The sequence below is a fragment of the Amycolatopsis sp. NPDC058986 genome, assembly GCF_042741125.1.
Taxonomy (GTDB): Bacteria; Actinomycetota; Actinomycetes; order Mycobacteriales; family Pseudonocardiaceae; genus Amycolatopsis.
In genome coordinates this window covers 77,075-101,243 of record NZ_JBHYJW010000017.1, presented here as the reverse complement: position 1 = coordinate 101,243, position 24,169 = coordinate 77,075, and the positions used below count along the sequence as shown (strand labels likewise).

General features: G+C 69.0%; 25 protein-coding genes. 18 read left to right on the top strand and 7 right to left on the bottom strand.

What is annotated here, in order from left to right:
- Positions 1-63: 63 nt before the first annotated feature.
- From ACFW0G_RS17500 to ACFW0G_RS17485, 4 genes are all read left to right on the top strand, one after another.
- On the top strand, positions 64-1,230 hold the full coding sequence (locus ACFW0G_RS17500; protein ID WP_378326331.1) for a sensor histidine kinase: 1,167 nt from the start codon (positions 64-66) through the stop codon (positions 1,228-1,230).
- Positions 1,223-2,350, top strand: coding sequence for a hypothetical protein (locus ACFW0G_RS17495; protein WP_378326330.1), 1,128 nt, complete (start codon positions 1,223-1,225; stop codon positions 2,348-2,350). The genes ACFW0G_RS17500 and ACFW0G_RS17495 overlap by 8 nt, the downstream gene beginning before the upstream one ends.
- The gene (locus tag ACFW0G_RS17490) at positions 2,326-2,982 is read left to right on the top strand and encodes a DNA-binding response regulator (protein WP_378326329.1); all 657 of its coding nucleotides are present in this window, start codon (positions 2,326-2,328) and stop codon (positions 2,980-2,982) included. Before ACFW0G_RS17495 ends, ACFW0G_RS17490 begins: the two co-directional genes overlap by 25 nt.
- Positions 2,983-3,186: 204 nt before the next feature.
- Positions 3,187-3,894, top strand: a complete 708-nt coding sequence (locus ACFW0G_RS17485) for a CAP domain-containing protein (RefSeq protein ID WP_378326327.1) — start codon at positions 3,187-3,189, stop codon at positions 3,892-3,894.
- Here ACFW0G_RS17485 and ACFW0G_RS17480 read toward each other — a convergent pair.
- The 4 genes from ACFW0G_RS17480 to ACFW0G_RS17465 form a co-directional block, all read right to left on the bottom strand.
- Entirely contained in the window at positions 3,876-4,889 is a 1,014-nt protein-coding gene (locus tag ACFW0G_RS17480) for a cation diffusion facilitator family transporter (RefSeq protein WP_378326326.1), read from the bottom strand. The genes ACFW0G_RS17485 and ACFW0G_RS17480 overlap by 19 nt on opposite strands.
- A gap of 28 nt (positions 4,890-4,917) precedes the next feature.
- A complete protein-coding gene (locus tag ACFW0G_RS17475) occupies positions 4,918-5,628 on the bottom strand; it encodes a DUF742 domain-containing protein (protein ID WP_378326325.1) in 711 nt (236 codons plus the stop codon).
- 174 nt (positions 5,629-5,802) lie between these two features.
- Positions 5,803-6,765: a hypothetical protein gene (locus ACFW0G_RS17470; protein WP_378326324.1), complete on the bottom strand. Its 963-nt coding sequence runs from the start codon at positions 6,763-6,765 to the stop codon at positions 5,803-5,805.
- Positions 6,766-6,853: 88 nt separating this feature from the next.
- Positions 6,854-9,070 (bottom strand): (Fe-S)-binding protein, encoded by a 2,217-nt coding sequence (locus ACFW0G_RS17465; RefSeq protein WP_378326323.1) that lies wholly within the window; start codon positions 9,068-9,070, stop codon positions 6,854-6,856.
- A 185-nt stretch (positions 9,071-9,255) separates the two neighbouring features.
- Between ACFW0G_RS17465 and ACFW0G_RS17460 the strand changes: the two genes are divergently transcribed.
- Genes ACFW0G_RS17460 through ACFW0G_RS17450 form a run of 3 tightly spaced genes read left to right on the top strand, consistent with a single transcriptional unit; the run spans position 9,256 to position 10,605 of the window.
- Positions 9,256-9,582 carry a DMT family transporter gene (locus tag ACFW0G_RS17460; RefSeq protein WP_378326321.1) on the top strand — a complete coding sequence of 109 codons (327 nt, stop codon included), beginning with the start codon at positions 9,256-9,258 and terminating at the stop codon, positions 9,580-9,582.
- Entirely contained in the window at positions 9,579-10,139 is a 561-nt protein-coding gene (locus tag ACFW0G_RS17455; RefSeq protein ID WP_378326320.1) for a TetR/AcrR family transcriptional regulator, read from the top strand. Before ACFW0G_RS17460 ends, ACFW0G_RS17455 begins: the two co-directional genes overlap by 4 nt.
- 40 nt (positions 10,140-10,179) lie before the next feature.
- Positions 10,180-10,605 carry a GNAT family N-acetyltransferase gene (locus tag ACFW0G_RS17450; RefSeq protein WP_378326318.1) on the top strand — a complete coding sequence of 142 codons (426 nt, stop codon included), beginning with the start codon at positions 10,180-10,182 and terminating at the stop codon, positions 10,603-10,605.
- Position 10,606: 1 nt separating this feature from the next.
- Here the strand turns inward: ACFW0G_RS17450 and ACFW0G_RS17445 are convergent, their stop codons facing one another.
- On the bottom strand, positions 10,607-10,852 hold the full coding sequence (locus ACFW0G_RS17445; protein WP_378326316.1) for a hypothetical protein: 246 nt from the start codon (positions 10,850-10,852) through the stop codon (positions 10,607-10,609).
- Between the two features lie 146 nt (positions 10,853-10,998).
- Here ACFW0G_RS17445 and ACFW0G_RS17440 point away from each other — a divergent pair, with 146 nt between their 5' ends.
- The 5 genes from ACFW0G_RS17440 (at position 10,999) to ACFW0G_RS17420 (ending at position 15,292) form a co-directional block, all read left to right on the top strand.
- Entirely contained in the window at positions 10,999-11,391 is a 393-nt protein-coding gene (locus ACFW0G_RS17440; protein ID WP_378326315.1) for a GntR family transcriptional regulator, read from the top strand.
- Positions 11,388-12,275: an ABC transporter ATP-binding protein gene (locus tag ACFW0G_RS17435; RefSeq protein ID WP_378326314.1), complete on the top strand. Its 888-nt coding sequence runs from the start codon at positions 11,388-11,390 to the stop codon at positions 12,273-12,275. The genes ACFW0G_RS17440 and ACFW0G_RS17435 overlap by 4 nt, the downstream gene beginning before the upstream one ends.
- Positions 12,272-13,261, top strand: a complete 990-nt coding sequence (locus ACFW0G_RS17430; RefSeq protein ID WP_378326312.1) for a transporter — start codon at positions 12,272-12,274, stop codon at positions 13,259-13,261. Before ACFW0G_RS17435 ends, ACFW0G_RS17430 begins: the two co-directional genes overlap by 4 nt.
- A gap of 16 nt (positions 13,262-13,277) precedes the next feature.
- Positions 13,278-14,441 carry an alpha/beta hydrolase family protein gene (locus ACFW0G_RS17425; protein ID WP_378326311.1) on the top strand — a complete coding sequence of 388 codons (1,164 nt, stop codon included), beginning with the start codon at positions 13,278-13,280 and terminating at the stop codon, positions 14,439-14,441.
- 80 nt (positions 14,442-14,521) lie between these two features.
- Positions 14,522-15,292 (top strand): SDR family oxidoreductase, encoded by a 771-nt coding sequence (locus ACFW0G_RS17420; RefSeq protein ID WP_378326309.1) that lies wholly within the window; start codon positions 14,522-14,524, stop codon positions 15,290-15,292.
- An 89-nt stretch (positions 15,293-15,381) separates the two neighbouring features.
- On the opposite strand, the gene ACFW0G_RS17415 is transcribed toward ACFW0G_RS17420, so the two are convergent.
- A complete protein-coding gene (locus ACFW0G_RS17415; RefSeq protein WP_378326308.1) occupies positions 15,382-16,758 on the bottom strand; it encodes a purine-cytosine permease family protein in 1,377 nt (458 codons plus the stop codon).
- 396 nt (positions 16,759-17,154) lie between these two features.
- Between ACFW0G_RS17415 and ACFW0G_RS17410 the strand changes: the two genes are divergently transcribed.
- Complete coding sequence (locus ACFW0G_RS17410; RefSeq protein WP_378326307.1) at positions 17,155-18,354, top strand: nitrous oxide reductase family maturation protein NosD; 1,200 nt, start codon at positions 17,155-17,157, stop codon at positions 18,352-18,354.
- Between the two features lies 1 nt (position 18,355).
- Here the strand turns inward: ACFW0G_RS17410 and ACFW0G_RS17405 are convergent, their stop codons facing one another.
- Positions 18,356-18,895: a YbhB/YbcL family Raf kinase inhibitor-like protein gene (locus ACFW0G_RS17405; protein WP_378326306.1), complete on the bottom strand. Its 540-nt coding sequence runs from the start codon at positions 18,893-18,895 to the stop codon at positions 18,356-18,358.
- A gap of 182 nt (positions 18,896-19,077) precedes the next feature.
- On the opposite strand from ACFW0G_RS17405, the gene ACFW0G_RS17400 reads away from it, so the two are divergent.
- From ACFW0G_RS17400 to dnaJ, 5 genes are all read left to right on the top strand, one after another.
- Positions 19,078-19,845 (top strand): DUF4097 family beta strand repeat-containing protein, encoded by a 768-nt coding sequence (locus ACFW0G_RS17400; RefSeq protein ID WP_378326304.1) that lies wholly within the window; start codon positions 19,078-19,080, stop codon positions 19,843-19,845.
- A complete protein-coding gene (locus ACFW0G_RS17395) occupies positions 19,842-20,069 on the top strand; it encodes a hypothetical protein (protein WP_378326303.1) in 228 nt (75 codons plus the stop codon). The genes ACFW0G_RS17400 and ACFW0G_RS17395 overlap by 4 nt, the downstream gene beginning before the upstream one ends.
- A gap of 311 nt (positions 20,070-20,380) precedes the next feature.
- A complete protein-coding gene (gene dnaK, locus ACFW0G_RS17390; RefSeq protein WP_378326302.1) occupies positions 20,381-22,264 on the top strand; it encodes a molecular chaperone DnaK in 1,884 nt (627 codons plus the stop codon).
- Positions 22,261-22,968 (top strand): nucleotide exchange factor GrpE, encoded by a 708-nt coding sequence (grpE, locus tag ACFW0G_RS17385; RefSeq protein WP_378326301.1) that lies wholly within the window; start codon positions 22,261-22,263, stop codon positions 22,966-22,968. Before dnaK ends, grpE begins: the two co-directional genes overlap by 4 nt.
- A 30-nt stretch (positions 22,969-22,998) precedes the next feature.
- Complete coding sequence (gene dnaJ / locus ACFW0G_RS17380) at positions 22,999-24,165, top strand: molecular chaperone DnaJ (RefSeq protein WP_378326300.1); 1,167 nt, start codon at positions 22,999-23,001, stop codon at positions 24,163-24,165.
- Positions 24,166-24,169: the final 4 nt, after the last annotated feature.

The window sequence follows — 24,169 nt, the reverse complement described above, 5'->3', positions numbered from 1 at the left end:
TGGTAACGAATGGCACAGTATCTTCGTGACCGAGTGGCAGCGACGGACCGTGGAGCGTGCCGGATGACCCAGCCGCGGACGGACGGCCGAGGTTCGTCCTACGGCGCGGCCGAGCTGAGCGAACGCAACCTGAACCTGGCCATCGCGCGGTACGCCGTGTTCGTCCGCTCCGCCGTGGTCGCGGTGTGCGCACTGCTCGGCATCCTCGCGGCTCCGGCCGATCATCGAGCGCTGACCGCGGTGTTCGTCGGCGTCGCCGTCGCGTGGAGTGCCGCGTCCGCGTTCATGGCGCGGCGCGAGATCCCGGTGCTCGTCGTTGCCGTGATCGGGGCGGCGGCGGTGCTCGTCATCGGGCTCAGCCAGCTGTTGATCGGGCCGCAGCCGGTCAACAGCTGGGTGTTCGTCACGGTCTCCATCACCGCCGCGATGAGCCAGTTCGAATGGGGCACCAGGCCTGCCGTCGGTGTCTTCCTCGCCTTGCTCGGCGTCGGCGGTTACGTCGCGGGCATGACGTTGGCCGCGTCCGGGCGATTCGGGGACGCGCTGGGACCGGCGATCCGGATCCTCGTCGAGACCACCCTCGCCAGGATCGGCTACGTCGTGGTCCGGTCAAAGGCACGCACCGCGGGACGCATCATCGAACGGGCGGCGGCTCGTCGTCTCGACGCCTCGGTCGCGGCGGCCCGGCGCGCGAGCGAGCGTGAGTATCTGGCCACTCTGCACGACACGGCCAGCGCGACGTTGCTGATGGTCTCGGTGGGAGCGCATCAGGATCGTCCTGCCTGGCTGCCCGAACGCGCGGAACGGGACCTGGAGGCGCTCGCCACGGTGCCGAGCGCGGGAGCCAGCCGGATCGATCTGGCCGCGTTGCTGGGCACCGTCGGTGACCATCGGGCGGTGCGCGTCGAGACCGCCCTCGGCGACGAACTGGTGCTGCCCGCCGCTCCGGCGATCGGGATCCTGCACGGCGTCCGCGAGGCGGTGGGCAACGTCGAGCGGCACGCCGGAGTCGACAAGGCGACGTTACGCGCCGAGCGTGACGACCGCGGCCGGATCGTCGTCGAACTGCGGGACCGGGGCAGCGGATTCGACGCGGACGGCGTTTCGCCGCACCGGCGCGGAATTTCGGTGTCCATTGTGGAGCGAATGGCGAACACCGGCGGCCGGGCGACGGTCCGGTCCGTACCGGGCGCCGGTACCGCGGTGCGGTGGGTGTGGCCGGATGACTGACCTCGTCGCGCGCCCTGCCCAGCAGATCCAGGAACGGTTGCTCACCGGTGGCCGGATCGGGGCGCTCACCGTCGCGGTGACGGTGCAGTTCGTGCTGTGCCTCCCGCAGCTGCTCGCGAGCCGCGACCGGTTCCTGGCGCTGTGGCCGGAGGTCGTGGCGTTCGGGATGCTGACCGCGGTCGCCGCCGGAGCCGTGTGGTTCCTGGTCCGTGGCAAGGAGATGTCGCTCGTCTTCCGGTGGACGGGCGCGGGCGTTGTGCTGCTGGCGTCCGTACTGGCTTCCGCCGTGGTCCCGCCCGGCGAGTACCTGGGCCCGCCGCACTGGATCTTCGGCATCGTCGGCTGGTACGGCCTGGTGCTGCTGTTCGACCTCCCGGCGCCCGCGCTGGTCGGTTTCCTCGTCGCGCACCAGCTGCTGACCTTCGCCGAACTTGTCGTGGTCGGCCCGCCGGATCACCTGACGCTGGCGCCGATGGCGATCACCGCGGTCTCCGTCGGCGGCTTCCAGCTCGCGGTGGGACTGGCCGCGCAGGTGTTACGGCGCGCGGCGGCCGCGGCGGGTGACGCGGCCGCGGAGGAGGAGCGGATCCGCACGCAGGACCAGATCGCCGAGCACCTGCACCGGGATCACCACGCGCGGTACACCACCTTGCTCAGCACGACGATCCCGCTGCTCGCCGGGCTCGCCCACGGTTCGCTGGATCCGGCGGACGAGGACGTCCGGCGTCGATGCGCCATCGAAGCCGCCCGAATGCGGCGGCTGTTCGCGGAGAGCGACGAGGTGTCCGACAGACTGGTGCACGAACTACTGGCGTGCGTCGACGTGGCCGAACGCAACGGTGTACTGGTGCAGTTCGCCGTCCGCGGCGAGCCCCGGCGGTTACCGAGGGAAGTGCGCCGGGAGCTGCTCGACCCGGTCGCGGCCGCGCTCGCGTCGGCGGTCTCGAGCGCGCGGACGACCGTGACGAGGACGCGGGACCGCGTGCGGGTGAGCGTCGTCAGCGACGCTCCGCGGCCGCCGCAGGCCGGTCGCGAGCCTCGGCACGTCGAGGTCAACACCGTGTTCGACGAGGCCAGGCTGTGGGTGGAGGCGATATGGCGACCGACGTCATCACGGTGACCGTGATCGACGATCACCCGGCCATCCTCGCCGGCGTCGAGCATTGGTACGCCACCGCAGACCCGCCGATCCGCGTGGTCGCCACCGGGAACTCGGTGAAGGCCGCGTGGATCCCGCCGGGCGACTCGGCCGGCGTCGTCGTGTTCGACCTGCAGTTGTCCAGCCACGGGTCGCCGTCCTATGGCGAGCTGCGCCGGCTCGTCGACAGTGGACGGCAGGTCATCGTCTACACCATGCGGGATGACGAGCAGGCCGCGCTGACCTGCCTCGACATCGGGGCGTTCACGTTCCTCACCAAGGCGGAGGGCAAGGAACACCTCGTCGCGGCGACCGTCGCGGCCGCCCAGGACCTGCCCTACACGCCGCCCGCGCTGGCGGGTGCCTTCGGCACGAACAGCCGATCGGACCGGCCGCGGCTGTCGGACCGTGAGGAGTCCGTGCTGGTGGAGTGGTTCCAGAGCGAGTCGAAGGAGCTCGTCGCCGAGAAGCTCGGCATCACCGTCCGGACCGTCAACACCTACCTGGACCGGGTGCGCATCAAGTACGCCAACGTCGGCAGGCAGGCCAGGACCAAGGCCGCGCTGGTCGCCCGCGCGATCCAGGACGGCCTGGTGGAAGTGGACGATCTCTAGCCTTGTGGGTCGAGCGACCGGCACAGCTTCCGGCTCCGCTGCCCTAGTTTGGCGACAAGGGGGTCGGTCGGTACTCGCCGGGGAGGGGCGGGTACCGACCGAAATTTCTTCGCGGCGGCTGCGACTTTTGGGGGCTGTCGCCGTAATCGTTTCGTGATACGTTCCCGTGCCGTGTCCCCCATTAGTGGTAGAAGTCGCGTGCTCATGGTGTCACTGAGTGTTCTCATCGGCGGACTTGCCGCCGGTGGTGGGACGCTGTGGCTGCACCAAGGACAGAACGCGGACACATTGAGTAATTCCACGTTGGCGTTGCGGGTGCCGGACACCCGAGGCGGTCCTCAGGTCCGGGCAGCGGGTCCGCAGGGGACGCCGTCCGGCTCGACGACCTCGGCGCCGGCGACCTCCGGCACACCGGAGACCACGCCGTCGAAGGACGAGAAGCCACCGACGTCCGAGGCACCGGCCTCCAGCGCGAGCCCGGCATCGCAGCCTCCGGCCACGACGCCGAGCACGAGCCAGCCCAAGCCGAAAGCCGCCCCTGCGGGCGGCCCGGCGAGTCAGGTCGTCGACCTGGTCAACGACGAACGCGCCAAGGCAGGCTGCGGACCGGTCTCCGCGGAGTCACACCTGGCGACGGCTGCCCAGGGGCACAGCGACGACATGTCCGCCCGCGACTACTTCTCGCACAACACTCCGGAAGGCGCCACGTTCGACCAGCGCATCCGCGACGCCGGCTACGCCAAGCCCGGCGCGGAGAACATCGCGAAGGGGGCGACCACCGCGGCCAAGGTCATGCAGATGTGGATGAACTCCAGCGGGCACCGCGCGAACATCCTCAACTGCTCGCTGACCCGCCTCGGCGTCGGGGTCGCGACCGACGGCTGGTACTGGACTCAGGACTTCGGGTACTGAGTCCAGTTCGTCTCGCCGTAGCGGGCCAGCACGGTCGCGCGCAGTTCCGGATCCGTCCTCGGCACGGGTTCGATGAACACCTCGGTGACGTCGTTGAACGCTTCGGTCAGCTCACCGGCCATCCGCACGCAGGCGCGTTCGACGTCGGCTGCGCCGAGCGCGTCGTTGAAGTCCACCCGCGCGCACACCAGTACCTGGTCGGTACCCATCAGCATCGTCTGCAGGTCGACGACCGCCTCGATCTCCGGAGCCGCCGCGAGGTGGTCGCGGATGCCGAACACGATCGACGGATCCGCCTGCCTGCCGATGAGCAGACCGCGGTTCGTCCGGCCGAGCAGATAGGCGACACACGCGAGCAGCAGTCCGATCGCGATCGACGCGAGTCCGTCCCACACCGACGAACCGGTGAGCTGGTGCAACCCGAGACCCGCGAACGCCAGCACCAGCCCGATCAACGCGGCGGAGTCCTCGAACAACACGGTCTTCGGTGCCGGATCGTCGATCAGCCGCAGGTAGGTCCACAGTGACCGGTTCTCCGCTCGCGCCTCCTTGCGCACCTGCCGGAGGGATTGCATCCACGACACCGATTCCATCGCGAACGCCAGCGCCAGCACGATGTAGCCGACCAGCGGCCGCGTCTGCTCCGCGCTCTCCCCGAACACGGTCGAGAAACCTTCGTAGAACGCGAACATCGAACCGGAGGCGAAAATCGAGACGGCGGCGAGCAGGGACCAGAAGTACCGTTCCTTGCCGTAGCCGAACGGATGCTTCCGATCGGCGGGGCGCGCGGACCGCTTCAACGCCGTCAGCAACAGGACTTCGGTGAACGTGTCCGCCACCGAGTGAGCCGCCTCGGACAGCATCGCCGCGGAGCCGGTGAGGATTCCCGCCACCAGCTTCATCACCGCGATGGCGAGGTTCACCCCGCCTGCCAGCAACACGGTCAGCGTGCTCTCGCCGCCGGATTCCGCCGGGGCCTCGGATTCCTTGCTCACGTGCGGAAGCGTAATGCGCGCGGGGCTTTTACAACCGGTGAAGCCCGTGAAGCACCCGCTCGAGCAGCGCCAGCGCGGGCTTGCCGCTGTCGTCGGTCGTTTCGTGGATCGTGACGAGCCCGAGATCGGCCATGTCGTCGATCAGGACGCGGACGACGCCGAGCGGGACGCTCAGCGTCGCGGCGACTTCGGCGACCGAACGCGGTTGGTGGCAGACCCGGCGCACCGAACGGAATTCGCCGGGCACCTGCGTGCTGTTCCACCGTGCGCTGGAACAGCTCGAAACGAGCGCCTCGATCGCCAGGTGCCGGCGAGCCTGCGTGCGGCCCCGGGTCAGCACATACGGCCGGACGAGTGTGCGCGGGCCGAACGGGCCCGAATCGGCCAGATCCGCTTCAAGCGCCCAGTCCTCGTCCTGCTGGCGCTGGGTGGGAGGTGCGGCTTCGGGCAGCACCTCGGCTTCGGTGATCACCTCGACCGGTTCGGGAAGTGACGGCTTGTCCGGGCCTTGCTGTTGCGGGCCTTGCTGTTTCGGGACTTCGGTCAGCTTGGCCGCGGCACGCGCCGAAGGGAAGCGGGCACCGGCACGGCCGACGGATGAGCGCGCGGGCAGGGCGGGGCGTTCGGGTGCGGACAGTGGCGAGGCCTTTGTATCCGGAGTGTGGCGGGCCGCCTGTGCGGTGGTCGGAAAACGTGCACCGAAGCGTCCGGCCGATCCCCTTTCCCGGTGCCCACCCATGTCGCTTGTGCCCCCCGTTTTCTCGGTCGCCGAACCCGTCCCGCGGGCGGCGCCGGCTGCAAGGAAACGTCAGGATACGCCCATTGTCCAGTCTCCTGAACGGCATTAACAGGATTGCGCCGAGTGGGTGACGAAAAATTGTGACACGGCGGTAGGGAAACGTTTACTTCGCATTCACTGCACGGGCGTGCGCAATTGTGCGGAGTGCGTGCGAACGGCCGTGCAGGCCAGCAGTGCGAGCGTGGCGGCGACGAGTACCGACTGCTCTGCCGCGCCACCCGTGCCGACCTTGAGGGCAGGGCCGAAACCCAGCCAGCAGTAGGTGATCGCGGCTCCCGCGGCGAGCGGGAACACCGGGGGCCGGAGCCGGAGGACGGCGAACACGGTCAGTGATTCGAGGCCGAGCATGAGCGCGGTCGCGAGCCAGGCCGAACTGAACCATTCTGAATTGCGCATGACCACCTGAAACGCGGAGCTCACGCCGAGTCCTAATGCGAAACCGGCCCATCCGTTAATGCGGGGCGTCCCCTGAATCGGGAAGCGGAAAACACGCAGCGCGACGACGATCAGCGCGAGGGCGATGGCCGCCGACGTCGCCAGCTGGGCCGGATGTGCGAGAAAATGCCGTGCGCCCATGAACAGTGAAACTGTGAACGTCGCGGCCGCGCCGATGGCGAGCAGGACCGTCCACAGTGTGATTCCCAGCGGACGCAGCCAGGGATCGCGGCCGAACAGTGCTTCGGTGATCGCGATCGGCGTCGCCATGCTCCAGACCACGTGGAGGGTCAGCACGTACACCGTCCACGGCCCGGCGATGCCGAGGCCCGGGATGAAGCCCTCGTCCAGCAGATGCGCGTTGGCGTAGTCCGGGTTGAACAGTGACTGGGTCAGCAGTCCTTCTTCGAGGACGGCGTAAGCCAGCGACAGGGTGAGTATCGTCGGCCAGCCGCGCCCGGCGCGTCGCGCGATCTCGCGGATCAGGATCGCGCCCGCGCCGTAGAGCGCGACGAACAGCGCGAACATTCCGATCTGCCGGGGTGTCGGTGGCCCGACCAGATATTGGTCGCCCAGCAGAAATTCTGCCGTGAACGGCGAGAGGAACGCGAGGGTCGCGAGCGCGGTTTTCCTTCGTGGCATGAGAAAAGCTTCGGCCCGGGGACGCGGACGTCCCCGGGCCGAAGCTCACGGAAGCGCTATGACATCTGTCGTGGTCCGAAAGAGAGCTTCAGCTCTCGTCGTCGAGCGAGGGCGCGCCAGGGGCCACGGGGGCCGGGGCGGGCTGGCGCTTGACCGCGGTCAGCAGCAGCTGCGCGACGTCGAGGATTTCGACCTTGTCGGAGGCCTGCCCGTCGCTCTGCCGCGCGGTGAGGCCGTCGTTGAGCATCACCTTGCAGAACGGGCAGCCGGTCGCGATCTTCGACGGCGCGGTGCCGAGCGCCTCGTCGACGCGTTCGACGTTGATCCGCTTGCCGATCTTCTCTTCCATCCACATCCGCGCGCCACCGGCACCACAGCACATCGACCGGTCGCCGTGCCGCGGCATCTCGCGCAGCGTCGCGCCCGTCGCGCCGACGAGCTCACGCGGCGCTTCGTAGACCTTGTTGTGGCGCCCCAGATAACACGGGTCGTGGTAGGTGACGTCCTCCGCGACCGGCGCGACCGGCACCAGCTGCTTCTCGCGCACCAGGCGGTTCAGCAACTGCGTGTGGTGCACGACGTCGAACTGGCCGCCCAGTTCCGGGTACTCGTTCGCGAGGGTGTTGAAGCAGTGCGCACAGGTCACGACGACCTTGCGGGCCTTGCGTTCGCGGCCCTCGAACACCGAGTTCAGCACCTCGACGTTCTGCTGCGCGAGCATCTGGAACAGGAACTCGTTGCCCGCGCGGCGGGCCGGGTCACCGGTGCAGGTCTCCTCGGAGCCGAGCACGGTGTACTTGACGCCCGCGATGTGCAGCAGCTCCGCGACCGCCCGCGTGGTCTTCTTCGCGCGGTCCTCGAACGCGCCGGCGCAGCCGACCCAGAACAGATACTCGGCGTCGCCGAGGTCGCCGTCGAACACCGGGACCTCGAAGTCGAGATCCTCCGTCCACTGCAGACGGTCCTTGGCGTTCTGGCCCCACGGATTGCCCTTGTTCTCCAGGTTCTTGAACATGCCGTTCAGCTCGCTGGGGAACGCGGACTCGATCATGACCTGGTAGCGGCGCATGTCGACGATGTGGTCGACGTGCTCGATGTCCACCGGGCACTGCTCGACGCAGGCACCGCAGGAGGTGCAGGACCACAGGACGTCGGGGTCGATGACGCCGCCGTCATCGCCGACGAGCGCCTTCTGCGACTCGGCGATCGCGAGAACGTCGATGCCCGCGTACATGTTGTCGCCACTGAGGCCCACTTCGTCGCCGGCCATGTCGCGCTTGCCGCCCGCGAGCAGGTAGGGCGCCTTCGCGTAGGCGTGGTCACGCAGCTGGGTGATGACGAGCTTCGGCGACAGCGGCTTCCCGGTGTTCCACGCGGGACACTGCGACTGGCAGCGGCCGCACTCGGTACAGGTCGAGAAGTCGAGCCAGCCCTTCCAGCTGAAGTCCTCGATCTTGCCGACGCCGAAGGTGTCCTCGTCCGGGTCGGCCTCCTCGAGGTCGAGCACCTTGCCCTTGCTCATCATCGGCTTGAGGGCACCCAGCGCGACGCCGCCGTCGGCCTCGCGCTTGAAGTAGATGTTGAAGAACGCGCTGAACCGGTGCCAGGCGATGCCCATGGTCATCGTGCGCGAGATGACGATCAGCCAGATCGTGGCGCTCATCAGCTTGACGAACGCGAACACCGACACCAGGTTCGGGCTCGCGGGCAGCAGCTCGCCGATCGGGTTCGAGACGAACGCGGCCCAGGTCGGCGTCTCGTGCGCGCCGAGCGCGGCCTTCGCGGCGCGGACGCCGATGATGCCGACGCCTTCGATGAGCACGACGGCCTCGATGAAGTAGGCCCATTTGAAGTTCGAGCCCTGGAACCGCGACTGGCGATCGGCGCGGCGCGGGTGGTTGCGCTGGCGCACCACGATCAGCACCAGGATGCCGACGATGGTCCCGACGCCGAGCAGTTCCATGAGCAGCTGGAACGGCGGGAAGTCGTCGAGGATCGGCCAGCCCCAGTGCGGGACGAAGACCTCGCCGTACGCCTCGAACAGCGCGAGCGAGCCGATCAGGAAGCCCCACATGACCAGCCAGTGCCACGGGCCGACGCTGCGGACCTTGTTCATCCGCGTGTGCGCGGCGAACTCCGTGATCATGGTCTTCATGCGCGGCAGGAACGGCCCGTTCCGGGTGGAGTCGGGCTGGCCGAGCCGGATCACTCGCACGAAGCGGGCGATGGTCGCGAAGAACATTCCCCAGGCGACGATGCCGAGCAGGACCGAGAGTCCGCCCAGCGTCAGCTGTACAGCGCCCATCGTCGGGTGCCTTTCGTCCGGTGTGGTGGTGCAGCGCCGCGGTGTCCGGTGATCGCCGCGGTGCCGATGGTGCAGCAGACTAGTGGTGCTTACTGATGAGTAACCGGTGAGTGGCGCCTAAGTCCCACCGATGTGGTGTACGCCTCGCTAGCTATTGAGACGATCGTTCAGGTAGTTTTTGTGATGTGCTTGCGTACCTCCTCCTCGCCTTGGCCATCGGTGCCGAGGTCACCGCGACGATCTCGCTGAAGCTCTCCGAGGGCTTTTCCAAGGTCGGGCCGTCGATTCTGGTCGTGGCCGGGTACGTCGTGGCGTTCGTCGCGTTGTCACAGGTGCTCAAGGCAGGATTGCCGATCGGCGTCGCCTACGCGATCTGGGCCGCGGCGGGGGTGGCACTGGTGGCGGTCATCGGCGTGGTGTTCTTGAAGGAGCCGATCAACGCCGCGATGATCGCCGGGCTCGCGCTGGTGATCGGCGGTGTCGTACTGATCGAAGTCGGGAGCGCGCAGTGAAACTCCAGGTCGACGGACGGAAGGCGCGCGGGGACAAGCGGCGGACGGAGATCATCGAGGCGACGTTGCGGGTGATCGAGCGCGACGGCGTCGCCGGGGTCACGCACCGGACGGTCGCGGCCGAAGCCGGCATCCCGACCGCCTCGACGACGTATCACTTCTCGACCCTCGACGATCTCCTCATCGCGACGCTCATCTCGTGCGCGCGGGATATGGCGACCGAGGTCTACTGGATGATCGACCGCGCCCGGTCGCGCGGCAGCCGCGGCGCGGAAGAGGTCGCCGGGCTGCTCGCCGAGGCGCTCGGGCCGCAGCGCGGGCGGACCATGGCGGAGTACGAGCTGTACCTGCTCGCAGCGCGCAAGCCGGAGCTGCGCCCGGCCGCGCGACGCTGGCTCGACGTGCTGACCTCGATGGTCCGCCACGACAACGAGGTCGCGTTCCGCGTATTTCTCGCGGGTATCGACGGCCTGCTCATCCAGGGCCTGATCGACGACGAGCCGCCGTCGGCCGAAGAGCTGAGGCCGGTCGTGGACTACTTGCTCAAGCCCGCCTAAATAACTGGGCGCCGCGCGGGTGCTGGGTTACGTTGCCGCCATGCGGACAGTGGGTGCTTACGAACTGGACGACGACCCCGCACGGGTCGACCTCGACGTCGTGTGGAAGTTCCTGTCCACCGAGGCGTACTGGGCCCGGTGGCGGACCCGCGCCCAGGTCGAGGCGCAGGTGCGGAACGCGTGGCGGATCGTCGGCGCGTACGAGACGTCGGGCGGGCGCCAGGTCGGCTTCGGCCGCGCGTTCTCCGACGGTGTCGCGATGGCTTACCTAGCCGACGTGTTCGTCGTGCCGGACGCGCGGGGCACCGGTCTCGGCAAGGAGCTGGTCCGGGAGATGGTCGACAACGGTCCCGGCGCGAACTTCCGCTGGATGCTGCACACCTCCGATGCGCACGAGCTGTACCGGCAGTACGGCTTCGGCGAGCACACCGTCGGCCGCTACATGGAACGCGAAGCCGTCCACTGAATCAGATCTCCGGCAGGAACGCCCGGAGCAGGATGATCTCGCCGTCGTCCTCGTAGTCTCCGCCGTCGGTGGTGAAGCAGGGAGCGGCGCCGCCGGGGCCGTCGTTGAGGATGACGACGTCGTATTCCTCCCCGCAGTACGGCACTTCGTGCGCGGAATCGGCCTGCGCGGGGGTGGCCAGGATCGCCGGGGCGGCGGCCGCGGCGGTGAGTGCCGCGAGCAAGCCGATCAGACGACGTGTGTGCACGGAAACCTCCATGGCCGTGATCCTCGTGGCCGCCCGCGCCCGTGCCCGGCGACACACTGCACACGATCGGTTACCTGACGCCATGGGTTGATCCTCAGCCTCCCATTTACCTATAGTGCTAGGTAGATAGATAAATGGAGGAACCGATGATCGAGTTCCATCTGGACACCAGGTCCCGGCTCTCGCCGTACCAGCAGCTGGTCCAGCAGGTGCGGCACGCGCTGCGCCTCGGCCTGCTGAGCGAGGGTGATCAGCTGCCGAAGGTGAAGGACGTCGTCGCGCAGCTGGCCATCAACCCGAACACCGTGCTCAAGGCCTACCGGGAGCTGGAGCACGACGGGCTCGTCGCGGCCCGACCCGGTGTCGGGACGTTCGTGACGGCGACGCTCGCCGGGCCGCCTCCTGCCGTGCTCGGCGGGTTGCGGCAGGACCTGCTGAAGTGGCTGGCCGCGGCCCGGCTGTCCGGCCTCGACGACGAAGGCATCGAGGCGTTGTTCGCGACCACGTTTCGCGCCTCCGTCAGGAGGGACATAGCGTGACCGCGGTACTGGGGGCCAGGAACCTGGGCAAGGAGTACGGCCGGAAACGGGCGCTGACCGGCTGCACGCTGGACATCCCGGCCGGGCACGTCGTCGGGCTGGTCGGCCCGAACGGCGCGGGAAAGTCGACGCTGCTGAATCTCGCGGCGGGGATGCTGACGCCGACGACCGGCAGCATCGAGGTGTGTGGTGGGGTGCCGGGCAGCGGGCAGGCACAGCTGGCCAAAGTCGGCTTCGTCGCGCAGGAAACGCCCGTCTACAGTGGACTGACCGTCGACGGTCATCTGCGCCTCGGCGCCCGGCTCAACCCGGGCTGGGACGACGCGCTGGCTCGCGGCCGGATCGCCCGGCTCGGTCTTGATCCGCGGCAGCGCGCCGGGAAGCTGTCCGGTGGGCAGCGCGCCCAGCTCGCGCTCACCCTGGGCATCGCCAAACGTCCCGAACTGCTGCTGCTCGACGAGCCGGTCGCCGCGCTCGATCCGCTCGCCCGCCGCGAATTCCTGGCCGACCTCATGGAGATCGTCGCCGAGTACGGGGTCAGCGTCGTGTTGTCCTCGCATCTGGTGGCCGACCTCGAACGCGTCTGCGATCGCCTCGTCGTCCTGGTCGGCGGCGAGGTGCGGCTGGAGGGCGACGTCGAGGAAATCCTGGCGACCCATCGTCGGCTGACCGGCCCGCGCCGCGACGTCACCACGTTGCCCGCCGATCAGCACGTCGTCTCCGCGAGCCACACCGACCGGCAGACGACGCTGCTCGTCCGCACCGAGGCACCGATCCTCGATCCTCAGTGGACAGTCGGCGAGCTCGGCATGGAGGACCTCGTGCTCGCCTACCTGAGCGGCACCGAGACCGGCCGTCGTCCGGCGTTGGAGGTGCTCCGATGATCTGGCTGACCTGGCGCCAGTTCCGCGTCCAAGCCGTTGCGGTGTACGGAATTCTGCTCGTCCTCGCCGCGGTTCTCGTGCTCGCTGGACGGCCGTTGCCCGGTTCCCGCGCTCCGCTCGATCCCGGTCATGGCCTGCTCTACCACGGCGGAATCGTCGTGATGTACGCCCTGCCCGCGCTCATCGGCGTGTTCTGGGGCGCGCCACTGGTCGCTCGTGAACTGGAGGCGGGTACCCATCGCCTGGTGTGGAACCAGACCGTCACGCGGTCCCGGTGGCTGGGTGTGAAACTCGCGCTCATCGGGCTGGCCGCCGTGCTCGCGGCCGGGCTGCTCAGCCTCGCGGTCACCTGGTGGGCGGACGCGGTCGACAATGCGGTCACCACCGGCGACAGGGGCGGTTCTTTCGCGGTGCGCCTCTCGCCGGTGATCTTCGGCGTTCGCGGAATCGCGCCCATCGGTTACGCGGTCTTCGCCTTCGTCCTCGGCGTCGCGGTCGGAATCCTGGTGCGCCGGACGGTGCTCGCCATGGCCGTCACACTCGTGGTCTTCGCGGCCGTCCAGCTCGCCGTGCCCTTCGTCGTCCGGCCGCACCTCCTGCCCGCGACCGAGGAGACCGTGACGATCACGGCGTCGAACATCGCGCGGATGGGGCTCAACGACGCGGGTGAGTTCGAACTGCTGACCGTCTCCGGCCCGCAGGGCGCGTGGATGCTGTCCAACGAGACCGTCGACGGCGGCGGGCAAGTGGTGCGGCCGCCGTCGTGGCTCGCGGAGTGCATCCCACCACCAGGTCGTACGTCCCGTCCCGTGCCTGCGAAGGAGTGCCTCGCCAAGCTCGCCGACGACGGTTACCGGCAACGGATCACCTATCAGCCCGCGGCCCGATTCTGGCCGCTTCAACTGATCGAGACGGCGCTCTACCTCGTGCTCGCTGCCGCGCTGTCGGCGCTGTGCCTCCGCTGGTCTCGTACTCGCCTTTCCTGACAGCGAAAGGAAAACCATGAAGAAAATACTTCGCGGGCTGACGGTCGCCGCCGCCTTGCTGCCCCTCGCGATGGGCGTCGCGCCCGCCGCCGTCGCGGAAACCATTCCCGCCTTGCCCGCGCCCACCGGTCGCGCCCCGGTCGGTATGACGTCGCTGTATCTGAAGGACACGTCCCGTCCCGACCCCTGGGCTCCGGGGGTGAACGCGCGAGAGCTGATGGTTTCCCTGTGGTACCCGGCGAGATCGGCGGACGGCGCGCGGGCCCGGTACATGACGCCCGCCGAGTCGGAACTCCTGTTGAAGGACGGCAAGATCACCACCCTGCCGCCGGACATCCTGAGCTGGACGCGGACCAACGCCGTCGCCGACGCCCCGACAGTGGGACGACGGCACAGCCTGCCGCTGATCGTTCTCTCGCCAGGGTTCACCAAACCGCGCAGCACGATGACCGCGCTGGCCGAGGACCTGGCCAGCCACGGCTACGTCGTCGCCGCGATCGACCACACCTACGAGAACGTCGGACAGTCCTTTCCGGACGGTCGCGTCACCACGTGCCTGGCCTGCGGGAATCCCCGGAACGACGAGTTCTGGCGGAAGGTGGTGCGTGGCCGGGCCGCGGACGTCTCGTTCGTGCTCGACGAGCTGACCGGGCCCCGGCCGCAGTGGCGGAATGCGGGCCTGATCGATCCGGCCAGGATCGCGATGGCGGGGCATTCCGTCGGCGGCGCGAGCACCATCCCCGCGATGCTGGCCGACTCGCGGATCCGCGCCGGGATCGACATCGACGGGACGACGCAGGATCCGATCCCGGACACCACCGCGTTGTCGCGGCCGTTCCTGTTCCTGGGCAAGCCGGTGACGTACACGCCGGGCAGCGGGCGCCCCGAGGCGCTCAGCTGGGAGAACGACTGGAAGCACATGACCGGGTGGAAGCGCTGGCTGCTCGTGACCGGCGTCGTCCACCAGTCGTTCACCGACCTCGTGCTGCTGGGCGATCAGCTCGGCGTCGACTTCGGTGCCGAGCAGCCCGGCGCCCGCACGATGGACATCACCCGCGCCTACGCCCGGGCCTTCTTCGACGAGCACCTGCGCGGCCGCCCGCAGCCGCTGCTGGACCGGCCGTCGCCGCGCTATCCGGAGGTGCGCTTCTGCTCGGTGGAGCCCGCCGCCTGCACCTGAGTGTGTCGTGGGGCACGTCGTGTCACATCGGTTCCCGCCGGTCCGTCAGGGCAGCAGAACCGATCCTCGAGGAGGAAGCCATGACGTCGACCATCCTGATCACCGGCGGTACCGGCACACTCGGCCGCCTGGTCGTCCCGCTGCTGCGGGAGGCCGGTCAGCGGGTCCGGGTGCTGAGCCGGACCCGCCGTGCGGCCGAGGACGGCATCGAGTACGTGACCGGTGACCTGGTGAAGGACGAGGGCGTCGAGGCCGCGGTGGCCGGGGCCTCGATCGTGCTGCACCTGGCCGGTGGCCCGAAGGGCGACGACGTGGCGACGCGGAACCTGGCGCGTGCCGCGGCGGCGGCCGGGGTGCGGCACCTGGTCTACATCTCGGTGATCGGCGCGGACCGGGTGCCGCTGGCGTGGATGCGGTCCAAGCTCGCCGCCGAGCGCGCGGTGAGCGAGTCGGGGGTGCCGTGGACGACGGTGCGGGCCGCGCAGTTCCACGACCTGGCGCTCAAGATGGTGGCGGGAATGGCGAAACTGCCGGTGGTCCCGAAGCCGGGCGGGCTGCGGCTCCAGCCGGTCGAGGCACGGGACGTCGCGGAGCGCCTGGTGGAGCTGGCCCTCGGCGAACCGGCCGGTCTGGTGCCCGACCTGGCCGGTCCGCGGGTCTACGGCATGGACGAACTGGTCCGCGGTTATCTGGCGGCGCAGGGGAAGCGTCGGCCGATGCTGCCGGTGCGGATCCCCGGGAAGGTCGGCCGGGCGTACCGGGCGGGCGGCAACCTGACCCTGGAAGGCGCCTCACTGGGGCGGGGTACCTGGGAGGACTTCCTGGCCCGCCGCTCTCTCGCCGCCGCGTGACCCTCCACAAAGGACAAAAATGCCGTTAAGGCCACCTTACGGGCGTCAGACGCCCGTAAGGTGGCCTTAACGGCATGTGGCCCCGTGCGTTACGGGACGGGCACGGCGACGCGGGTGCGGCGGCGCATGATGGTGAGGTACAGGGCGCCGGGGACGATCAGGCCCAGCAGCCACGAGATGTCGGCGCCACCGAGGACGGGCGCCATCGGGCCGACGAAGATGCCTTCGACGTTCGAGAACGGGATCTGTACGGCGATGCCGATGACGTAGGCGATCAGCGCGGGGGCCGACCAGCGACCGTAACGTCCGTTCGGGTCGTAGACGGCTTCGAGGTCGTAGGTTTCCTTGCGCACCAAGTAGAAGTCGACGAGGTTGATCGAGCTCCACGGCGTCAGGAAGTACAGCAGGAAGTCCAGGAACAGCACGAAGTTCCCGAGGAACTCCCCGCGTCCGAGCACCGCGATGACGGCACCGAGTACACCGACGATCGCGATGTAGGCGATGCGTGCGCCCTGGGAAAGGGCGGCGCGGCGGCTGAACGCGGTGAGGGTGGTCGCGACGGTCATGTAGCCGCCGTAGATGTTGAGCACGTTCACGGTGAACTTGCCGAGCGCGATCGCCAGCAGCAGCGGGATCAGCAGCGCCTCGCCGCCGAGGCCGACGACGTACGCGACTTCGTGGCCCTTGAAGGCTTTGCCCGCCACGGCGTAGGCCAGCGCACCGAACGACATCGCCCAGATCGCGCCGAGCACCGTGCCGCCGTAGGTCCACCAGAACGTCGCGCGCACGGATGTCGTCGACGGCAGGTAGCGAGAGGTGTCGGCGACGTACGGGCCGAAGGTCAGCTGCCAGGACGCGGTGAGCGAGAGCGCGAGCAGGAACTTCGGGAAGTCGAGTGTCGGCATGGCGAGGACGGCGCCGAGATCGTGACCACTGACGAGCCGGATGCTCAGATACACGAACACGATCACCGAGAGCGCGGACGCGATCCAGCCGAACCGGTGGATGAGCTTGTAGCCGACGATCGCGATCAGCGCGGACAACGCCGCGTACAGACAGATCGAAACGTCGGTGGGCAGATGGGTGATCTGCGCGACGGCCTGTCCGCCGAGGACGTTGCCGCTCGCGAAGTACCCGAGGTACATCACCACGACGAGCACGAGCGGAAGCACGGCGCCGTACACGCCGAACTGCGCCCGCGACTGGATCATCTGCGGGATGCCCAGCTTCGGCCCCTGCGCGGCGTGCAGCGCCATCGGGATACCGCCGAGCGCGTTCCCCGCGACGACCGCGACGATCGCCCACAGCGGATGCACGCCGACCAGCACGGTGAGCGCGCCGGTGACCGCGGACGTGATCTGCATGTTCGCCGCGAACCACAGCGTGAACAGGCTGCGCGGATGGCCGTGCCGCTCGCTCGCGGGGACGGGATCGATCGAGCGTTGTTCCAGCGCCGCTGCCGCCATGGGACCTCCAGCCGTTCGTGCCTGGAGTCATTAAGGACAGCGAAGGCCGCTGGTCCTAGCCCCTTCCGGCGGATTCTGTCTGGCCGGCCAGACGTTCGCGACCGGCGCTCGTGAGCGGCCGCCGGTCGCGGCTTCGGGCCTGTCACACCTCGCAAACGGGCGGCTTCGGGACGTCATGATCGAGGAGCACCGGCGGCGGGCGGGGCCGTCTTGGGGTGTCGTGCGGCGTGGGGGTGTCCATGACGAAAAGCATGGCATCGGGGTACGACAATCTCGGCGGGCCGGTTCACCAAAAAACGTTTCACTTCCGAAACGCAGGCTTCGTCGTCCCCGATAGGATGATTCCCCGCGTTCCCGCTGTTCATTGTGCGCCTTTTTCCCTAAAGTCTCTCCGCTGTGCGGTCCCTGCTCAGCCTCCTCGTCCTGCTCCTCCTCGGCGTGCTCGCCACGTCCTGCTCGGCTTCGGACGTGCCTGTCGTGCGTCCGGCCACCGCCGCGGTCATCCGCGTCCCGCAGGCCGCGCCCACGATCACCAAAGCCCTTGAGACAGCCCACGAAGGCGATCTCGTGCTCGTCTCGCCGGGCGTGTACCACGAGAGCGTGTACGTGCGCGTACGGGGTGTCGTCCTGCGCGGAGTCGACCGCAACGACGTCGTCATCGACGGCGAAACCAAGCGGGACAACGGAATCGTCATCGCGGCGCCGGGGGTGAGCGTGGAAAACCTGACCGTCCGCGATCACCGGGAGAATGGCGTGCTCGTCACCGGGGTCACCGGGTTCCGCGTCTCGTATGTGACGGCGAGCAATAACGGCAACAACGGAATTGCCGCTTCTCAGGCGCAGCACGGCGTGATCGAGCAGAATTACACGTCCGGAAGTGCTGAATCCGGAATCTTCGTCGGGGCGTGCGAGGCTTGCGAGACCGTCGTCCGCGACAACGTCGCGGAGCACGACGCCACCGGTTTCCAGAGCGCCCGGGCATCGCGGCTTCGGGTCACCGGCAACCGCTTCACCGGAAACCGGGTGGGGCTTCAGTCCACATCGGACACCAAGATCATGATCGCGGGCAATGTGGTGGGCAACGACGCCGAGCGGGCGGGCCCTGCCCGCTACGACGGGGTCTTCGGGCGGGGCATCGTCCTTGCGGGCGGGCGGCACAACGTGGTCACGAACAACCGGGTCACCGGCAACCCAGCGGCCGGGATCGTGCTCGACTCCACCGAGGATCTCGGGCCGGTGGGCAACCGGATCGTCGGCAACCTCCTGAGTGGCAACCGGGTCGACCTCGCCTACACCGCGTCCGGCGGACAGCCGGGTGGCGCGAACTGCCTCGCGGACAACCAGCTGGCGACCACTGTCCCGCGTGACCTCGTGATGCCGTGCCCGGCGGGCGGCAAGGAAGCCGTGGGTGAGCGACTCGACGCGGTCGACGCGCCGCGAGGTCAGGCCGCGCCCCGGCCACCTCGGCAGCCGGGCCTGCCGGACGCGGCGACCGCACCGCCCCGGCCTGCCTTCGGCCTGCCGGAAGCGGTGCGTGCCGGTTCGATCCGGGTGCCAGGGCCCGAACTGCTGGTCGACCGCGTCGGAACGGCCTAGCTCAGCCCTTGTTCTCGTAGATCGGGGTGATCGTGGCTCGTGCGATGCCGTGGCCGAAGAGGTTGAAGCCGAGGAACGCCGGCGTCGCGTCCTCGCCGACCTCCAGCTTCTCGACGTCGACCGCGTGCACGGCGAAGATGTAGCGGTGCGGCCCGTGGCCCGGCGGCGGCGCGGCGCCGAGGAACTGCTTGACGCCACCGTCGCCCTTGAGCGTGACCGCTCCCTCGGGCAGCCCGGACCCGCTCGCGTCGCCCGCGCCGGAGGCCAGCTCGGTGACCGACGCCGGGATGTTGAAGACGGCCCAGTGCCAGAAGCCGCTCGCGGTCGGCGCGTCCGGGTCGTAGCAGGTCACCGCGAAGCTCTTGGTCTCGGCGGGGAAGCCCTCCCAGGACAGGTGCGGCGAACGGTCCTCGCCACCCGCGCCGAAGATGCCGGACAGGTGCGGCGTCGCGAGCGTCTCGCCCTCCGCGACGTCGTTGCTGCGCAGGGTGAACGACGGAAGCTGGGGCAGGAAGTCGTACGGGTTGGCTGACTGCGGCATGGAACCTCCCGATCACGGAAAACCGACGCTGCCAGGCTAGGACCAGTGGTGCCGGGGCGCGGGGCCAGGCTGCGGTTCTCCTCAGGGATGATTGGGGGGCTTCCCGGATGTCGGAGGGTGCTCGCCGCTCCTACCCTCATCGGGACGCGAGTCGTACTGAGGGGAACTGAGGGGACAAGAGCATGGCGCGCCCGCTTCTGGCACTAGGTGGCATCGTTTTGATCGGCGTGGGGGTGGCCGCCGGATTCGGGTTCCTGTGGCCGTCGAAGGCACGAGCCGACGCCGAGGTCACGACGCCGATCACCAAGGTGCGGCTGGACAACGGCTCGGGGGAGGTCAAGATCCACACCGGCAGCGGCCCGGTGCGGATCCACCAGGAGTTCTCCTACCGGTGGAGCAAGCCGTCCGACAGCTACAAGGTGGACGGCGACACGCTCGTGCTCCAAGGCTGCGGGAGGAACTGCTCGGTGGACTACGACGTGATCGTCCCGGCCGGAGTGCCCGTCACCGGCAGGAACGATTCCGGCGGCGTTCGCATCTCGGGGGTGGCGAGCGTCGACGTCACCGTCGATTCCGGACGGGCGGAGGTCACCGATGTCGCGGGCCCGGTCAAGCTGGCCGTCGACTCCGGGGCGACCGAGCTGCGCGACATCGGCCAGGACGTCACCGTGCGGTCGGATTCGGGGTCGGTCACCGGCTCCGGGCTGCGCGGCAAGGTCGACGTCAAGGCCGACAGCGGTCGTGTCGAGTTGAAGATGGCCGCGTCGAACGACGTCAAGGTGCACGCGGACAGTGGGAGCATCGAGGTCGACGTGCCCGGCGGTCCCTACCGCGTTCTCGGGAACACCGACAGCGGGCACCGGGACATCGGGGTGGCGAACGACGCGTCGGCCCCGCACACCCTCGACCTGACCACCGACAGCGGCAGCGTCAAGGTGCGTGCCGCGTGAGGCTCTGGCTCGGGGTGGCCGCGGTGGCGGCCGCCCTGGTGCTGCCGTCCGCCGTGGGGCACGCGCGCGCCGAGTCCGAGCCGATCTGGAGGCCGTGCGCGACGGCGCAGGAGCCGGGCGCCGAATGCGCGTCGCTGCGGGTGCCGATCGACAGCGCGGACCCGGGAGCCGGTATGAAGACCGTCACCGTGAAGCGGGTTCCGACGCCTGGTACGGGCGGTTAGTCCCGTTCGCGTCACTGTGCATACCCGGGTGACCTGATCATGCTTTCGAGTGGCTTTCGGGGCACGCTGCTGGCGAAAAGCCTGGTCAACGGGGTTACGTTCAGTTTTTGGCGATCTCGGGAACAAGAGCCGCGACCTGCCCGTTAGCCTAGTACGAAGGTTGAGCGCATCCGACTCAAGTCTGCTTGACGGGGCGCGCGGAGGCCGGATAGAACTTGACTCGGGGCCGCTCAATGTGGACAGCGGCGGCGCCGAAGCAGCAGGTCACGAACAACAAGCAGTAGAGCTGCGTTACTCAGGAGGATCACACCATGGCGCGAGCGGTCGGCATCGACCTCGGCACGACCAACTCGGTCGTCGCCGTCCTTGAGGGCGGCGAGCCGACGGTCATCGCCAACTCGGAAGGTTCCCGCACCACCCCGTCCATCGTCGCCTTCGCCAAGAACGGTGAAGTGCTGACCGGCCAGCCGGCGAAGAACCAGGCCGTGACGAACGTCGACCGGACCATCCGGTCGGTCAAGCGGCACATCGGTACCGACTGGAAGACCGAGATCGACGGCAAGAACTACACCTCGCAGGAGATCAGCGCGCGCGTGCTGATGAAGCTCAAGCGCGACGCCGAGGCGTACCTGGGCGAGCCCATCACCGACGCGGTCATCACCGTCCCGGCGTACTTCGAGGACGCGCAGCGCCAGGCCACCAAGGAGGCCGGGCAGATCGCGGGCCTGAACGTGCTCCGCATCGTCAACGAGCCGACCGCGGCCGCGCTGGCGTACGGCCTGGACAAGGGCGAGAAGGAACAGACCATCCTGGTCTTCGACCTCGGTGGCGGCACCTTTGACGTCTCGCTGCTGGAGATCGGCGAGGGCGTCGTCGAGGTCCGCGCGACCTCCGGTGACAACCACCTCGGTGGTGACGACTGGGACGAGCGCATCGTCACCTGGCTGGTCGACAAGTTCAAGGCCGCCAACGGCATCGACCTCACCAAGGACAAGATGGCGCTGCAGCGCATCCGTGAGGCTGCGGAGAAGGCGAAGATCGAGCTGTCCAGCTCGAACTCGGCCAGCATCAACCTGCCCTACATCACCGTGGACGCGGACAAGAACCCGCTGTTCCTCGACGAGCAGCTGTCGCGCGCCGAGTTCCAGAAGATCACCTCGGACCTGCTGGAGCGCACCCGTCAGCCGTTCAACAACGTCATCCGTGACGCCGGTATCGCCGTGGGCGACATCGACCACGTCGTGCTCGTCGGTGGTTCCACCCGGATGCCCGCGGTGTCCGACCTGGTCAAGGAGCTGACCGGCGGCCGCGAGCCGAACAAGGGCGTGAACCCGGACGAGGTCGTCGCGGTCGGCGCGGCGCTGCAGGCCGGTGTGCTCAAGGGCGAGGTCAAGGACGTCCTGCTGCTGGACGTGACCCCGCTGTCGCTGGGCATCGAGACCAAGGGCGGCGTGTTCACCAAGCTCATCGAGCGCAACACCACGATCCCGACCAAGCGTTCGGAGATCTTCTCCACCGCGGACGACAACCAGCCGTCGGTGCAGATCCAGGTGTTCCAGGGTGAGCGCGAGATCGCCGCGCACAACAAGAAGCTCGGCATGTTCGAGCTGACCGGGCTGCCCCCGGCCCCGCGTGGCGTGCCGCAGATCGAGGTCACCTTCGACATCGACGCCAACGGCATCGTGCACGTCCTCGCGAAGGACCTCGGCACGAACAAGGAGCAGTCGATGACGATCACCGGCGGCTCCGCGCTGCCGAAGGACGACATCGAGCGCATGGTCAAGGACGCCGAGGCGCACGCCGAGGAGGACAAGAAGCGCCGCGAGGAGGCGGAGACCCGCAACCAGGCGGAGACGCTCGTCTACCAGACCGAGAAGTTCGTCAAGGACAACGAGGACAAGCTGCCCGAGGAGCTCAAGGGCAAGGTCAAGACCGCGATCGACGAGGCCAACGAGGCGCTCAAGGGCACGGACTCGACCAAGATCCGCGAGGCCATCGAGAAGCTGAACGCCGCTTCGCAGGAGCTGGGCACCGCGCTCTACGCCAACGCGAACGCCGACGGCGCGGCCGGTGCCGCGGGCGCTGGTGCCGCCGACGGCGCGGCCGGTGCGTCCGACGCGGGCGCCAAGGCCAAGGCCGATGACGTCGTGGACGCCGAGATCGTCGAGGAAGAGCCGAAGGACACCAAGAAGTGACCCACAGCTACGACGAAACCGAGGGCCGGGGCCCGGACGAACCGGTGGTCGTAAGGGATCGGCGGCGGATCGACCCGCAGTCCGGTCAGGTCCGCCAGCCCGCCCCGGAGAGCGAACAGCCGGTGGAGGAGCCCGTGCGCGAACCCAAGCACGCGGCGGGCCCCTCGCTCGGCGAGTCCACAGTGGACGAAGCCGTCGAGGCCGCGTCCGGCGTCGAGAAGGAGCTGGCCGAGCGCACCGCCGACCTGCAGCGCCTGCAGGCCGAGTACGCGAACTACCGCAAGCGGGTCGACCGCGACCGGGAGGCCGTGGCGCAGTCCGCGAAGGCGTCGGTGGTCGGCGACCTGCTGCCGTTGCTCGACGACCTCGAGCGGGCAGAGCAGCACGGTGATCTCACCGGCGCGTTCAAGGCCGTCGCGGACAAGCTGATCGGCTCGTTGCAGCGGTCCGGCCTCGAATCGTTCGGTGCCGAGGGCGAGCCCTTCGACCCGAGCGTGCACGAGGCGGTGCAGCACAACACCTCGCCCGAGGTGGCGGGCCCGACGGTCACCGTGGTCATGCGCCGCGGGTACCGCTTCGGGGAGCGGGTGCTGCGGGCCGCGCTGGTCGCGGTCACCGACCACGAACCGGGCGCCGCGCCGGTGGACCCGCCGGTCGGCGGCGAGCTGCCGCTGGACGGCCTCGATGAGCAGAACCAGCAGTAAGTCGTCACGTGAGGAAGGAGGAGACGTTCGGTGAGTGCGCGAGAATGGATCGGTAAGGACTTCTACCGCGAGCTGGGCGTCTCCTCCGACGCCACGGCCGACGAGATCAAGAAGTCCTATCGCAAGCTCGCCAAGGAGAACCACCCCGACGCCAACGCGGGCAACGCGGAGGCCGAGCAGAAGTTCAAGGCGGTCTCCGAGGCCTACGGCGTGCTGTCGGATCCGGCCAAGCGCAAGGAGTACGACGAGGCACGGCGTCTCTTCGGCTCCGGCGGCGCGGGCGGGTTCAACTTCCCGGGCGGTGGCTCGGGCGGCTTCGACGTCGGCGACATCTTCGGTCAGGCGGGCGGCCAGCAGGGCGGTTTCGGCGGGCTCGGCGACATCCTCGGCGGGCTGTTCGGCCGTCGCGGCTCGGCGGGCGCCACGGCGAACCGGCCGCAGCGCGGCGCGGACGTCGAGACCGACGTCCGGATCGACTTCGTCGAGGCGGTCAAGGGTGCGACCCTGCCGCTGCGGCTGTCGAGCCCGGCGACGTGTTCGACCTGTGGTGGCCAGGGCGCCAAGCCCGGCACCTCGCCGCGGACCTGCCCGACCTGTCAGGGATCCGGGCTGGTCAGCCGCAGTCAGGGCGCGTTCGCGTTCTCCGAGCCGTGCCGTGACTGCCGTGGCCGCGGGACGATCATCGACGACCCGTGCCCCGAATGCGGCGGCGAAGGCGTCAGCACTCGCACGCGGACGCTGACGGTCCGGATCCCGCCGGGTGTCGACGACAACCAGCGGATCCGGCTGGCCGGTCAGGGCGAGCCCGGCCGTGGCGGGGCGCAGGCGGGCGATCTGTACGTCCGCGTGCACGTCGCGCCGCACGAGCTGTTCGGGCGCAAGGAACTCGACCTGACGCTTTCGGTGCCGGTCGACTTCACCGAGCTCGCGCTCGGCACCACGATCACCGTGCCCACGCTGGAGGGCAAGGTGTCGCTGAAGGTGCCACCGGGCACCGCGAGCGGCCGGGTGCTGCGGGTGCGCGGCAAGGGCATCGCGAAACGGGACGGTTCACAGGGCGACCTTCTGGTCACTCTTCAGGCGGCGGTTCCCGCCAAACTGGACGACGAGGCGCGCGCGGCGCTGGAGACGTACGCCGAGGCGATGGCCGGGCACGATCCCCGGCCGGAGATCACCAAACTGCTCGAAGGCAGGTGAGTGC

What these genes read in the sequence shown, in the direction of transcription:
- ACFW0G_RS17440 (WP_378326315.1), top strand. Translation starts at nt 10,999, where the DNA reads ATGATCGAGTTCCATCTGGACACCAGGTCCCGGCTCTCGCCGTACCAG.
- ACFW0G_RS17475 (WP_378326325.1), bottom strand. Translation starts at nt 5,628, where the DNA reads ATGGGTGGGCACCGGGAAAGGGGATCGGCCGGACGCTTCGGTGCACGT.
- ACFW0G_RS17400 (WP_378326304.1), top strand. Translation starts at nt 19,078, where the DNA reads ATGGCGCGCCCGCTTCTGGCACTAGGTGGCATCGTTTTGATCGGCGTG.
- ACFW0G_RS17405 (WP_378326306.1), bottom strand. Translation starts at nt 18,895, where the DNA reads ATGCCGCAGTCAGCCAACCCGTACGACTTCCTGCCCCAGCTTCCGTCG.
- ACFW0G_RS17485 (WP_378326327.1), top strand. Translation starts at nt 3,187, where the DNA reads ATGGTGTCACTGAGTGTTCTCATCGGCGGACTTGCCGCCGGTGGTGGG.
- ACFW0G_RS17470 (WP_378326324.1), bottom strand. Translation starts at nt 6,765, where the DNA reads ATGCCACGAAGGAAAACCGCGCTCGCGACCCTCGCGTTCCTCTCGCCG.
- ACFW0G_RS17430 (WP_378326312.1), top strand. Translation starts at nt 12,272, where the DNA reads ATGATCTGGCTGACCTGGCGCCAGTTCCGCGTCCAAGCCGTTGCGGTG.
- ACFW0G_RS17415 (WP_378326308.1), bottom strand. Translation starts at nt 16,758, where the DNA reads ATGGCGGCAGCGGCGCTGGAACAACGCTCGATCGATCCCGTCCCCGCG.
- ACFW0G_RS17420 (WP_378326309.1), top strand. Translation starts at nt 14,522, where the DNA reads ATGACGTCGACCATCCTGATCACCGGCGGTACCGGCACACTCGGCCGC.
- ACFW0G_RS17465 (WP_378326323.1), bottom strand. Translation starts at nt 9,070, where the DNA reads ATGGGCGCTGTACAGCTGACGCTGGGCGGACTCTCGGTCCTGCTCGGC.
- ACFW0G_RS17425 (WP_378326311.1), top strand. Translation starts at nt 13,278, where the DNA reads ATGAAGAAAATACTTCGCGGGCTGACGGTCGCCGCCGCCTTGCTGCCC.
- ACFW0G_RS17495 (WP_378326330.1), top strand. Translation starts at nt 1,223, where the DNA reads ATGACTGACCTCGTCGCGCGCCCTGCCCAGCAGATCCAGGAACGGTTG.
- ACFW0G_RS17490 (WP_378326329.1), top strand. Translation starts at nt 2,326, where the DNA reads ATGGCGACCGACGTCATCACGGTGACCGTGATCGACGATCACCCGGCC.
- dnaK (WP_378326302.1), top strand. Translation starts at nt 20,381, where the DNA reads ATGGCGCGAGCGGTCGGCATCGACCTCGGCACGACCAACTCGGTCGTC.
- ACFW0G_RS17500 (WP_378326331.1), top strand. Translation starts at nt 64, where the DNA reads ATGACCCAGCCGCGGACGGACGGCCGAGGTTCGTCCTACGGCGCGGCC.
- ACFW0G_RS17450 (WP_378326318.1), top strand. Translation starts at nt 10,180, where the DNA reads ATGCGGACAGTGGGTGCTTACGAACTGGACGACGACCCCGCACGGGTC.